9 protein-coding genes are annotated in these 12,801 nt (G+C 73.5%); 7 read left to right on the top strand and 2 right to left on the bottom strand.

Going from position 1 to position 12,801, the window contains the following annotated elements:
- Window positions 1-38: 38 nt before the first annotated feature.
- Complete coding sequence (locus tag HCC30_RS17705; protein WP_169443537.1) at window positions 39-1,850, bottom strand: glycoside hydrolase family 15 protein; 1,812 nt, start codon at window positions 1,848-1,850, stop codon at window positions 39-41.
- Between the two features lie 509 nt (window positions 1,851-2,359).
- On the opposite strand from HCC30_RS17705, the gene HCC30_RS17700 reads away from it, so the two are divergent.
- The 4 genes from HCC30_RS17700 to ald all read left to right on the top strand — a co-directional run bounded on the left by HCC30_RS17700 (window position 2,360) and on the right by ald (window position 8,651).
- On the top strand, window positions 2,360-4,027 hold the full coding sequence (locus tag HCC30_RS17700; RefSeq protein WP_169443536.1) for a CTP synthase: 1,668 nt from the start codon (window positions 2,360-2,362) through the stop codon (window positions 4,025-4,027).
- A 42-nt stretch (window positions 4,028-4,069) separates the two neighbouring features.
- Entirely contained in the window at window positions 4,070-4,675 is a 606-nt protein-coding gene (locus HCC30_RS17695) for an NUDIX hydrolase (protein ID WP_169443574.1), read from the top strand.
- A 373-nt stretch (window positions 4,676-5,048) separates the two neighbouring features.
- Complete coding sequence (locus tag HCC30_RS17690; RefSeq protein WP_346776675.1) at window positions 5,049-7,271, top strand: tetratricopeptide repeat protein; 2,223 nt, start codon at window positions 5,049-5,051, stop codon at window positions 7,269-7,271.
- 264 nt (window positions 7,272-7,535) lie between these two features.
- Window positions 7,536-8,651, top strand: coding sequence for an alanine dehydrogenase (gene ald / locus HCC30_RS17685; RefSeq protein WP_169443573.1), 1,116 nt, complete (start codon window positions 7,536-7,538; stop codon window positions 8,649-8,651).
- A 129-nt stretch (window positions 8,652-8,780) separates the two neighbouring features.
- On the opposite strand, the gene HCC30_RS17680 is transcribed toward ald, so the two are convergent.
- A complete protein-coding gene (locus HCC30_RS17680) occupies window positions 8,781-9,344 on the bottom strand; it encodes a hypothetical protein (RefSeq protein ID WP_169443534.1) in 564 nt (187 codons plus the stop codon).
- Between the two features lie 191 nt (window positions 9,345-9,535).
- On the opposite strand from HCC30_RS17680, the gene HCC30_RS17675 reads away from it, so the two are divergent.
- The 3 genes from HCC30_RS17675 (at window position 9,536) to HCC30_RS17665 (ending at window position 12,723) form a co-directional block, all read left to right on the top strand.
- A complete protein-coding gene (locus tag HCC30_RS17675) occupies window positions 9,536-10,177 on the top strand; it encodes a carbonic anhydrase (RefSeq protein ID WP_169443533.1) in 642 nt (213 codons plus the stop codon).
- 591 nt (window positions 10,178-10,768) lie between these two features.
- Window positions 10,769-11,995 carry an AAA family ATPase gene (locus HCC30_RS17670; protein WP_169443532.1) on the top strand — a complete coding sequence of 409 codons (1,227 nt, stop codon included), beginning with the start codon at window positions 10,769-10,771 and terminating at the stop codon, window positions 11,993-11,995.
- The gene (locus HCC30_RS17665; protein ID WP_169443531.1) at window positions 11,992-12,723 is read left to right on the top strand and encodes a hypothetical protein; all 732 of its coding nucleotides are present in this window, start codon (window positions 11,992-11,994) and stop codon (window positions 12,721-12,723) included. Before HCC30_RS17670 ends, HCC30_RS17665 begins: the two co-directional genes overlap by 4 nt.
- Window positions 12,724-12,801 lie beyond the last annotated feature (78 nt).

Below are 12,801 nucleotides of genomic sequence, written 5' to 3'. Positions count from 1 at the left end.
CGGGGCCGGCCGCCAAGTGCGCGCCGTACGCGGCCCGTTCAGCCGCCGTACGCGCCCGTGGCGGTGAGCCGCAGCGCGGTGTCGATCAGCGGGACGTGGCTGAACGCCTGGGGGAAGTTGCCGACCTGGCGCTGGAGCTTGGGGTCCCACTCCTCGGCGAGCAGCCCGAGGTCGTTGCGGAGCGAGAGCAGCTTCTCGAACAGCTTCCTGGCCTCCTCCACGCGGCCGATCATGGCGAGGTCGTCGGCGAGCCAGAACGAGCAGGCGAGGAAGGCGCCCTCTTCCCCCTCCAGGCCGTCGAGGCTCTCCTCGCCGTCCTCGGCGGAGGTGGGGTAGCGCATCACGAAGCCGTCCTCCGTGGACAGTTCGCGCTGGATCGCCTCGACGGTGCCGATGACCCGCTTGTCGTCCGGCGGCAGGAAGCCCATCTGCGGGATCAGCAGCAGTGAGGCGTCCAGCTCCTTGGAGCCGTAGGACTGGGTGAAGGTGTTGCGCTCCGGGTCGTAGCCCTTCTCGCACACGTCCCGGTGGATCGTGTCGCGCAGCGCGCGCCAGCGCTCCAGCGGGCCCTCGACCTCGCCGGACTCGATGAGCTTCACGGTGCGGTCGACGGCGACCCAGGCCATGACCTTCGAGTGCACGAAGTGCCGCCGGGGGCCGCGGACTTCCCAGATGCCCTCGTCCGGCTCGTCCCAGTGGTCCTCCAGGTACCCGATGAGCTTCAGCTGGAGCAGCGAGGCGTAGTCGTTCCGGCCCAGGCCCGTCATGTGCGCCAGGTGCAGGGCCTCGGTGACCTCGCCGTAGACGTCCAGCTGGAGCTGTCCGGCGGCGCCGTTGCCGATCCGTACCGGCGCGGAGTTCTCGTACCCGGGCAGCCAGGTCAGCTCCGTCTCGCCGAGCTCGCGCTCGCCCGCGATGCCGTACATGATCTGCAGGTTCTCCGGGTCGCCCGCGACCGCGCGCAGCAGCCACTCGCGCCAGGCGCGGGCCTCCTCGTGGTAGCCGGTGCGGAGCAGCGAGGAGAGGGTGATCGCCGCGTCCCGGAGCCAGGTGAAGCGGTAGTCCCAGTTGCGGACGCCGCCGATGCACTCGGGCAGCGAGGTCGTCGGCGCGGCGACGATGCCGCCGGTCGGCGCGTACGTCAGGGCCTTCAGCGTGATCAGCGAGCGGACCACGGCCTCCCGGTACGGGCCGTGGTACGTGCAGTGCTCGGCCCACTCCCGCCAGAACTGCTCGGTGGCCTCCAACGCGCCCTCGGCGTCCGGGAGTTCGGGCGCCTCGCGGTGCGAGGCCTGCCAGCTGATGGTGAAGGTGACCCGGTCGCCGGGGCCGACGGTGAAGTCCGAGTAGGTGGTGAGGTCCTCGCCGTGCGTCTCGGCCTCGGTGTCGAGCCAGACCGAGTCGGGCCCGGCGACCGCCGCCGTACGCCCGTCGACCTTGCGCACCCACGGCACGACCCAGCCGTAGGAGAAGCGCATGCGCAGCGCGGAGCGGACCGGGACCCGGCCGCTGACGCCCTCGACGATCCGCACCACCTGCGGCGCGTGCTGTTCCCGGGGCGGCATGAAGTCGATGACGCGGATGGTGCCCCGGGGGGTGTCCCACTCCGACTCCAGGACGAGGGAGTCGCCGCGGTACCGCCTGCGGGTGGCGGCCGGCGGCACGTCCCGCTCGCCGTGCGCGGGGCCCATCCGCCAGAAGCCGTGCTCCTCGGTGCCCAGCAGCGAGGCGAAGATGGCGTGGGAGTCGAAGCGGGGGAGACAGAGCCAGTCGACGGCGCCGTCCCGGCTGACGAGGGCAGCGGTCTGCATGTCCCCGATGAGTGCGTAGTCCTCGATGCGCCCAGCCACGTGCGTCTCCAGTCGAACTGCGGCCACGCCCCCGCGGGACACAACCTGACCTGCGATTTCCTGTCCTGCCCAATCGAGCGTCCGAGCAGGATACGACGCGGGGAGGCCCTCTGCGCGATGCTCTGCGCAGACTGTTTCAGCCGATGGGGTGAGCTTCACCGGGGCTCGTCCGCGAGCCCTTCACCTGCTGCTATCGGGCCTTCACCGCGGGTGCCGGAACGGGCCCGGTGCCGGCCGTCGGGAGGTGCTCCGGAGGCCGTCCCAGGTGTGGTGGCCGAGGCCGCGCGGGCGGAGAATGAGCGCAGGCGGGCGCGGAAGCGCGTGGACGGAGCCCGCCCGGGTCGCTGATACCCTGGTGGCCCGTGGACCGGTGGGCACGCGGTTCTCGAAAAATCCTCGGATTCTCAGTACAGCGGCCCCCCGCACCCGCAGCGACGGCACCCTTGAGCATCGACGCCAGGGCGCCGGTGCGCACCCCACCTCGCGACCACGGGAGCCCCCTCTTGGCAATGCCACCCACATCCATGACGACCAAGCACCTCTTCGTCACCGGGGGTGTCGCCTCCTCGCTCGGGAAGGGGCTGACCGCCTCCAGCCTGGGTGCGCTGCTCAAGGCACGGGGCCTGCGGGTCACGATGCAGAAGCTCGACCCGTACCTCAACGTCGACCCCGGCACGATGAACCCGTTCCAGCACGGTGAGGTCTTCGTCACCAACGACGGTGCCGAGACGGACCTGGACATCGGCCACTACGAGCGGTTCCTCGACGTCGACCTCGACGGCTCGGCCAACGTCACCACCGGCCAGGTCTACTCCTCGGTGATCGCCAAGGAGCGGCGCGGTGAGTACCTGGGCGACACCGTGCAGGTCATCCCGCACATCACCAACGAGATCAAGCACCGCATCCGGCGCATGGCGAGCGACGACGTCGACGTCGTCATCACCGAGGTCGGCGGCACGGTCGGCGACATCGAGTCGCTGCCGTTCCTGGAGGCCGTGCGGCAGGTCCGGCACGAGGTCGGCCGGGACAACGTCCTGGTCGTGCACATCTCGCTGCTGCCCTACATCGGCCCCTCCGGCGAGCTGAAGACCAAGCCCACCCAGCACTCCGTCGCCGCCCTGCGGAACATCGGCATCCAGCCGGACGCGATCGTGCTGCGCGCGGACCGCGAGGTCCCGGTCGCCATCAAGCGGAAGATCTCGCTGATGTGCGACGTGGACGACGAGGCCGTGGCGGTGGCCAAGGACGCCAAGTCCATCTACGACATCCCCAAGGTGCTGCACGCCGAGGGCCTGGACGCCTTCGCGGTGCGCAAGCTCAACCTCCCCTTCCGCGACGTGGACTGGAAGCAGTGGGACGACCTGCTGACCCGCGTCCACCAGCCGGAGCACGAGGTGAAGGTGGCGCTGGTCGGCAAGTACATCGACCTGCCCGACGCCTACCTCTCGGTCACCGAGGCCCTCCGGGCCGGCGGCTTCGCCAACAGCGCCCGGGTCTCCCTGAAGTGGGTGACCTCCGACGACTGCAGGACTCCCGAGGGCGCGAAGCAGGCGCTGGGCGACTGCGACGCGATCTGCATCCCCGGCGGCTTCGGCGACCGCGGTGTGGACGGCAAGGTCGGCGCCATCACCTACGCCCGCGAGACGGGCACCCCGCTGCTGGGCCTCTGCCTCGGCCTGCAGTGCATCGTGATCGAGGCCGCGCGGAACCTCGCCGGCATCGAGGGCGCGAACTCCACCGAGTTCGACCAGGGCACCGCGCACCCGGTGATCTCCACGATGGAGGAGCAGCTGGACATCGTCGCCGGTGAGGGCGACATGGGCGGCACGATGCGGCTCGGCATGTACCCGGCGAAGCTCGCCGAGGGCTCGATCGTGCGCGAGGTGTACGGCGGCGAGCCGTACATCGAGGAGCGCCACCGGCACCGGTACGAGGTCAACAACTCCTACCGCGGCGAGCTGGAGAAGAAGGCGGGCATCGTCTTCTCCGGCACCTCCCCGGACAACAAGCTGGTGGAGTTCGTGGAGTACCCGCGCGAGCAGCACCCCTACCTCGTGGCCACCCAGGCCCACCCGGAGCTGCGCTCCCGCCCGACCCGCCCGCACCCGCTCTTCGCCGGGCTGGTCAAGGCGGCCGTCGAGCAGCAGCAGGCGGTCGGCCGTCCGGAAGCGGGCTGACCGGTGACCGGGCAGCCGGAGCGTCCGCTCGCCGATGTGGCGATGGCGTGGGAGGTCACCGCGTCCGCCGTGCCCTTCGAGGGCAAGAAGACGAGCATCCGCACCGACGAGGTCGTCATGCCCGACGGCTCGGTGGCCACCCGCGACTACCAGGTGCACCCCGGTTCCGTCGCGGTGCTCGCGCTCGACGACCAGGACCGGGTGCTGGTGCTGAGCCAGTACCGGCACCCGGTGCGGGAGAAGCTGTGGGAGATCCCGGCCGGGCTGCTCGACGTCCCGGGCGAGAACCCGCTGCACGCGGCGCAGCGCGAGCTGTACGAGGAGGCGCACGTGAAGGCGGAGGACTGGCGCGTCCTCGTCGACATGTACACCACCCCGGGCGGCTGCGACGAGGCGGTGCGGATCTTCCTGGCGCGTGACCTCTCCGAGGCCGAGGGCGAGCGGTTCGCCCTCGCCGAGGAGGAGGCCGACATGGAGTTCGCGCGGGTGCCGCTGGCGGAGCTCGTACACGGCGCGCTCGCCGGGCAGTTGCACAACAACTGCCTGGTCACGGGCGCCCTCGCACTCTCGGCCACGCTCGCGGGCGACGGCGTGGACGCGCTGCGTCCCGCCGAGGCGGACTGGCCGGCCCGCCCGTTCCCGGCCTGAGCCCGGCCGGGGGCGACGCGCTGACGTGACGGTGTGAACTGTGGGACCGGGCAGGCCGCCCGGTCCCACAGCCGTACCCGGACGCGCGGCCGCTCCCGGGGCCGGATTTGTGTGGTCCGCTGATCCGATGCGGTGATGTTCTGACCGGAGCGGAGCAGTACGGACCGGACCCGGCCGTGTCAGGTGAACTACGCTCGGTGCGTCCCCGACAGCGGCCCGGCGGGGACGCGCGCGCAGGTGGACGGGAGTGTGGCCCGTGACGGATCAGGCGGTTCAGCACACCGGGGAGCCCCAGGCTTCGCCGGACTCCCCGGCGTCCCCTGCCTGCCCGCGGGAGGGGACGTCCCCGGCGTCCCCCGCCTTCCCGGCCTCCGTGATCGGCGGCGCCGGATTCGTGGGCCGGGTACGGGAGTTGGGCCAGCTCCGCGCCGACATCGAACGCGCCGGGCTGCACACCCTCTCCGGCCGCCCCTCCCCGCACAGCCGGGTGCTGCTGATCGCCGGACGCCCCGGTTCCGGACGGACGGCGCTGGCCGAGGAGTTCGTCCGCCGGGTCGCCGGACGGTACCCGGACGGGGTGCTGCGCGCCCGGCTCACCGACCCCGGCGGCACCCCCGTCCCCACCGAGCGCACCGCGCGCGACCTGCTCGCGGCCCTCGGCGGCGAACCGGCCCCGCCGGGCGCCGACGAGGACGAGCTGACCGAGGTCCTCCGCCGCGAACTGGCCGAACGCCGCGTGCTGTTGCTGCTCGACGACGTCGCCTCCGCCGAGCAGCTCCTCGACCTGCTGCCGGACAGCCGCGAGTGCCTCATCGTCGCCGTCTCCTCCGGACCGCTGACCGGCGTGCCGGACGTACGGCCCTGTACTCCCGGCGGTCTGGAGCGGGCGCAGGCCGTGGCGCTGCTGCGCGGCCGGGCCGGGGCGACGCCGCGGATCACCGTCGACCCGCGCAGCGCGGAGGCCCTGGCGCAGGAGTGCGGTGACCTGCCGATGGCCCTCTGCCTGGCGGGCGGCTGGCTCGGCGACCGTCCCAAGCTGTCCCTCGCCGACGCCATCGCGCAGCTCGCCGCGCTGCCCGGGGCCGACCCGCTGGAGCGGGCATTCCGCCTGGTCAACGAGGGGCTGGGCAGCTCGGCCCGGCGGATGCTGCGGCTGCTCGCGCTCGCCCCGGCGGGGCACGTCGACGCACAGATCGCCTCCGCGCTGACGGGCGTTCAGGCGTCCGCGGCGCAGGCGACGCTGACCGGCTTCCTCCGGCTCGGCCTGCTGCACAGGTCCGGGCAGCCGGGTGCCTCGGGCCCGGAGAGCTTCCACGTGCCGGGCTGCCTCGACCCGCTGCTCCGGGCCGAGCTGGCCGAGCACGAGCGTCCCGCCGAGGTGATGCTGGCGCGGGCGACGATGCTGGAGCGGATCGTCCGGCAGCTGCGCGTCTGCCACGCGGTCACCGAGCCGGAGGGGTCCGAGGCGCGGCAGCGGCTGGCCCGGGTGCCGCGCGCGCTCCGCTTCCCGGACGTGGCCTCGGCCCGGCGCTGGCTGGAGTCGCGCAGGCCCGCGCTGCTGGCCGCGGCGCGGATGGCGGTGGCCGAGGGCGAGGGCCAACTCGACACGCTCGCCCGCCGGTTGGTCTCCTGCCTGGACCGCGCCTTCGAGGCACACCTCCGCCCGGAGGAGGCCGCGCCCGAGGCGTACCGGCTGCACGAACTCGTCCTCGGCGTCGCGGACCGCCTGGGGCTGCACCGGGAACGCGCGACCGCGCTGCTCGCGCTCGGCGACCTGGACGCGGGCACGGGCCGCCACCAGCAGGCCCTCACCCGGTACCGGTCCGCGCTGGACGCGGCCCGCGCCACCCGCAAGGACGGCGAGCTGACGAACCGCGCCCTGGAGTCCATCGGCGGCACCTACGCGGAGCTCGCTGACTGGGCGCGCGCCGCCGACTGGTACGGCCGGGCGCTGTCGCTGCGGCAGGCGCGCGGCGAGCGGGCCGCCGCGGCCCGGCTGCACAGCCGCATCGGCGCGGTGCACACCTGGGCGGGCCGGTACGACGAGGCGCTGCGGGAGTGGCGCGCGGCGGCGGCCGCGTGCCGGAGGCTGCGGGATGTGCACGCGTACGCGCGGGCGTTGAGCGAGGTCGCGCGGGTCCAGGAGCAGGCGGGCCGGGAGCGGGAGGCCCGGCGCAGCTGCCGGCACGCGCTGGAGGCCGCGCGCCGCGCGGGGGACGAGCGGCTGCAGGCGGCGCTCCGGCTGCGGCTGGCCGAGGGCTGCGACCGGGCCGGCGACCCGGCGGCGGGCCGCGCCCACCGCGCCGAGGCCGACCGGCTGCTGCACTCCGGGAGCACGGACGGTAGCCCAGCCGTCGCGGATACAGTAGGAGATCGGTCGTCCCTCAACGGATTTCGTGGCCAGGCGACGAAATCCGTAGCGGAATCGTCGGCCGTCGGAGATGACGCCACGGCCCCGGAAGCGCGTCCCGCTTCTGCGGGCTCAAGGGCCGGTGCGGGCCCCGAGTGCGGGGGAGCGGCGGACGGGGAGCTTCCGGTCACCGGTGCCCCGCGCGTCCCGGCGGACGGGGCCCGTCCCTCGCGTTCACTCCCGTAGCGCGCGCGACGCCTACGAAATCAATAGCCAACTCGAAGAAGATCGACCCTTTGTAAGGCTAGACAGCGTGGCGTCCTTCATTAGAATGGCGGAGCCGTGTCATCCCGGCTGCATCCGTCATGTACCCCTATGTGGGCCTCAGGGCGGCCACGTACCCCTCATCACCGCCTTTGTGGTGCGGTACGCGGACCAACCGGGTACCAGGCAGGTAGGACACGGTCAGCCCCTGCCCTCCCCGCAACAGATTCAAGGACCGTGATCGACGTGAAGGTCGGCATCCCCCGCGAGGTCAAGAACAACGAGTTCCGCGTGGCCATCACCCCGGCCGGGGTGCACGAGCTCGTGCGCAACGGCCACCAGGTCTACGTGGAAGGAGGCGCCGGCCTCGGCTCCTCCATCACGGACGAGGAGTACACGGCCGCCGGCGCGAACATCCTCGGCACCGCCGACGAGGTCTGGGCCACCGCCGACCTGCTGCTCAAGGTCAAGGAGCCCATCGCCGAGGAGTACCACCGGCTCCGCAAGGACCAGACGCTCTTCACCTACCTGCACCTGGCCGCCTCCCGTGAGTGCACCGACGCCCTCCTGGAGTCGGGCACCACCGCCATCGCCTACGAGACCGTCGAGACGGCGAACCGCCAGCTGCCGCTGCTCGCCCCGATGTCCGAGGTCGCGGGCCGGATCGCCCCGCAGGTCGGCGCGTACCACCTGATGCGTCCGGGCGGCGGCCGCGGTGTGCTGCCCGGCGGTGTCCCCGGCGTGCACGCGGGCCGCGCGGTCGTCATCGGCGGCGGCGTCTCCGGCTGGAACGCCACCCAGATCGCCATCGGCATGGGCTTCCACGTCACCCTGCTCGACAAGGACGTGAACAAGCTCCGCGAGGCCGACAAGATCTTCGGCACCAAGGTGCAGACGGTCGCCTCCAACGCCTTCGAGCTGGAGCGCGCCGTCACCGAGGCCGACCTCGTCATCGGCGCCGTCCTGATCCCGGGCGCCAAGGCGCCGAAGCTGGTCACGAACGAGCTCGTGGCGAAGATGAAGCCGGGCAGCGTGCTCGTCGACATCGCCATCGACCAGGGCGGCTGCTTCGAGGACTCGCGTCCGACCACGCACGCCGAGCCGGTCTTCCCCGTCCACAACTCGGTCTTCTACTGCGTGGCCAACATGCCGGGCGCCGTGCCCAACACCTCCACGCACGCGCTGACCAACGCCACCCTCCCGTACATCGTCGAGCTGGCCAACCGCGGCTGGCGCGAGGCGCTGCGGCGGGACGCGGCGCTGGCCAAGGGCCTCAACACGCACGAGGGCGAGGTCGTCTACGGCCCCGTCGCCGAGGCGCACGACCTTCCGGTGCGCGACCTGGCGACGCTGCTCGGCTGACCGGGCACGCCCACGCGGGGTGGCGTCCGCCACGTCGCCCCGCCGTCGGTGGAGTGTTGGGCCGCCGACGGCCCGCACCGGCCGGACCCCGAGGGCAGGGTCCGGCCGGTGACGTGTGTCCGCCGCAGGCTACGGGCCCTGCGTGGCCAGCGAGTTGACCGCGAGCAGGGTGGCCGCCTCGCCGAGCGGGCAGCGGGCGACGAACCGCATGGCGCCGAAGGCCTCCTCGCCGCAGCAGCGGGCCGCGGGCGCGCCCGCCGCGATCACCGCGATCACCGCGACCGAGCGGCGCAGCCCCCCGGGACCGGCCCCCTCCGCGAGGGGGCCGACGGCGGTGACGGTGGCGGCCGCGCCCAGGCAGCCGTCCCCGCCCGGGAGCGTGACCCGGATGATGTCGCACGCGTCGGCGCCGAGGCCACCCGGGCTCCGCGCGCTCGCCCGCGCGCAGTGCTCTTCCAGCGCGGCCAGCGAGGCCCAGCCCTCGGGCGCGACGGCCCGTGCGCCGCCGTGCCCGTCGTCGACGAGGGTGCAGGAGACCAGCCCGCTCCCGGCGCGCGGCGGCCGGTCCGTCACGGCGCGCAGCGCGGTCAGCAGCTGCGAGGGGGCGGTCAGATCGAGGCGTAGGGGGAGATGCTCGCCGGGCGGACGGCCGTCGGCGAGGCGGTTGTTGGTGAGGTGCTCTGTGGTGCCCACGGGGCTCCCGAGGAGGTGTGCGGAGGAGCTGTCGGAGAGAGGTTCGTCCGCCGAGGGGGACGTGTACACGTCCCGCGCGGCCGGATCACCCGAACCGGGTGCGGCCGCCGTCCGGGAACACCGCGCACCGAAATCGCGCCGCGCGACCCCCGCCACTGCGGCGCGGGCCCCGTGGCCGTAATCTGCGAGCCATGACTGACGCCCTGCCCCAGAGCCCTTCCGAAGCCTTCGAACTGCTGCTTTCCGGCAACCAGCGCTTTGTCGCGGGCACCCCCGACCACCCGAACCAGGACGCGGCCCGCCGTGCCGAGACCGCGCCCAGCCAGGCGCCGTTCGCGGTCCTCTTCGGCTGCTCCGACTCCCGGCTGGCCGCCGAGATCATCTTCGACCGGGGGCTCGGGGACCTGTTCGTCGTCCGTACCGCGGGCCACGTGGCCGGGCCCGAGGTGCTGGGCAGCATCGAGTACTCGGTGACCGTGCTGAACACCCCGCTGGTGATCGTGCTCGGCCACGACTCCTGCGGCGCCGTGGCCGCCACCCGCGCCGCCCTCGCCGACGGCGGCACCCCGGGCGGCTTCGTGCGGGACGTCGTCGAACGCGTCACGCCCAGCGTCCTCTCCGCCCGCGCCGCCGGGCTCACCGGTGACGACGACATCATCGCCGAGCACATCCGGCAGACCGTCGACCTGCTCATGGACCGTTCCCGGGTGCTCGCCGAGCGGGTCGCCGCCGGGCAGACGGCCGTGGTCGGCCTCTCCTACCGCCTGGCCGACGGCAGCGCCCGGCTCGTCTCCTCCCGCGGACTCCCCGGCGCCGAGGGCGAGAAGGGCTGAGCCCACCCCCGCTCGCGGCCACGCCCCGCGGACCCCTGCGCCCTCCGGGGCGGCCGGTCCGCGGGGCGTTCGGCGTCCCGGGCCCGAACTGCCCGGCCCCGTACGGCCGGTGGCCGCCCGTTCCCGGTGGCGGTGCCCGAACGGCGGGCGGTGCGTGTGCCGTTCGCCCGATCGTGGGCCTTGGCAACGGTGGTGTCCGTCTCGTCCCCGGGGCGCGGGCCGCTGCCGGTGGCGCGGTGACGCGGCTCTCGTCGGGGGCCGCGGGGGAGGGGGCGGGCGGCGGGTGCCGGGGGTGCGCGGGAGTGCGCCCGCGCAGGTCGCGCCGTATGCGAGGCGCGACCAACTCGCTTTGTGGACAAGGGTGTTGACATGGCGATGAGGGGATTCGGGGTGCGGCGCCGGGTGGTTGCGGGGGTGTCCGGTGAAGGGCGAGGGGGGTTGCGGGCCGCAACGGTCGCTGTTCCGCGTTGCCTTCAGCGGTCCACCGAGATTGGGATCGTGCGGTAGCCTGCGGGGCACGGCAGCCCTGACTGGTCAGCATGTCGACATAGCGTGCCGGTCTTACAGCGGACCAAGGAGGTAGGACGACTTGTGAATGAGTCGACATTTACTCCCGGGGGTGGTCAGCCAGGAGCACCTGCACGGCAGGAGCCCCAGGGGCCCGAGGCTGTCGGCTCCGTCGCTGTCCACGACCCCGCGGACCAGCACAACCCGACAACTCCCCTTCCCTCACACAGGACAGCCCACCAGAGCATGGACGGCCAACACGTGAACGCCATGGCCGGAGACCCGGCGGGCGCCCAGTCCGCTGAGCGATCCGTCACCACCGCCAACACCGTCGGCGCGGCCGACACTTCAGCGCTGAGCACGGAGGAAGCGATCCCCGAGGGCCACTTCCACGACCCGGACGCCGAGTACGAGCCCGACCCGGAGTACGCGGCCACCCTCGCCCCCGACGCCGCGCGTCAGCGGCGCGAGCGCGTCGGCCCGACCGGACGTCCCCTGCCGTACTTCCCGATCCCGGGCCCGGTCTCCGAGCACGGGCCGGCGAAGGTCATCGCGATGTGCAACCAGAAGGGCGGCGTCGGCAAGACGACCTCCGCCATCAACCTGGGCGCCGCGCTGGCCGAGTACGGACGCCGGGTGCTGCTCGTCGACTTCGACCCGCAGGGCGCCCTCTCGGTCGGCCTCGGGGTGAACCCGATGGAGCTCGACCTCACCGTCTACAACCTGCTCATGGAGCGGGGCCTGTCGCCCGACGAGGTGCTGCTCAAGACGGCGGTGGCGGGCATGGACCTGCTCCCGAGCAACATCGACCTGTCGGCCGCCGAGGTGCAGCTGGTCAGCGAGGTCGCGCGCGAGTCGACGCTCCAGCGCGCCCTCAACACCCTGCGCAACGACTACGACTTCATCGTCATCGACTGCCAGCCCTCGCTCGGCCTGCTGACGGTCAACGCGCTCACCGCGGCGCACAAGGTGATCGTCCCGCTGGAGTGCGAGTTCTTCGCGCTGCGCGGTGTCGCGCTGCTCACGGAGACCATCGAGAAGGTGCAGGAGCGCCTGAACCCGGAGCTGGAGCTCGACGGCATCCTGGCGACGATGTACGACTCGCGCACCGTGCACAGCAGGGAAGTGCTGGCCCGCGTGGTCGAGGCGTTCGACGACAACGTGTACCACACGGTCATCGGGCGCACCGTCCGCTTCCCCGAGACCACGGTCGCCGGTGAGCCGATCACCACGTACGCGTCCAACTCGGTCGGCGCGGCGGCCTATCGACAGCTCGCCAGGGAGGTGCTCGCCCGGTGTCACGCCGAGTGAGTCTCCCGGCGGCTGACGAACTGTTCCGTGCCACCGGCGGTGCCGCCGTGCAGTCCTCGACGCCGCAGCAGAACCGTCACGGCGGTGACGCCTCCGCGAAGACCGGGGACGCGCCGGCGGCCCAGGACGGCAAGGCCGCCGGCGGCGGCGGGCGCCCGTCCGGGGACACCGCCCCGCACGGCGAGGACGAGCACACCGCGGCCGGCGAGGGCGACGAGGCGGCCCCCGCCGGCGGCCGCCCGGGCGGCGACCACGCCGGACGCGAGGAGCGTTCCGGCAAGCAGGGCACCGTCCCCGGGCAGGCCACCGGACCGGGCGGCGGACGCGGCCAGTCCGGCAGGCAGAGCGCCCCGGGCCAGCCCACCGCGCAGAACGGCGGGACGGGCGGCGCCAACGGCGGCGCGAACGGGACCCGTTCGGCCACCGCGGCCCGCGGCGCGGCCGCCAAGGGGCGCCAGGCGGCGGGCGGTTCGACGGGGCAGGCCCGGGGCCGCCGGGCCGCGGCACGTCGCCCCAGCGGCCGCGAACGGCACGACGAGAAGATCACGGTCTACGTCTCCGCCGAGGAGCTGATGGACCTGGAGCACGCGCGCCTCGTGCTCCGCGGCGAGCACGGACTCGCGGTCGACCGCGGCCGGATCGTCCGCGAGGCGGTCGCCGTCGTCCTCGCCGACCTGGAGTCGCGCGGCGACGCGAGCATCCTCGTCCGCCGCCTGCGGGGCCGCTAGCACCACCGCGCGGCCGCCGCGCACGGGATCGGTGCAGGTGTACGGGGTGTGCCGGACGTCGTCCGCGCGTCCCGCCCA

Source organism: Streptomyces sp. HNM0574, from assembly GCF_012726235.1.
Taxonomy (GTDB): domain Bacteria; phylum Actinomycetota; class Actinomycetes; order Streptomycetales; family Streptomycetaceae; genus Streptomyces.
Note: the sequence above shows the minus strand (reverse complement) of the source record. Positions and strands in the feature narration are given on the sequence as shown.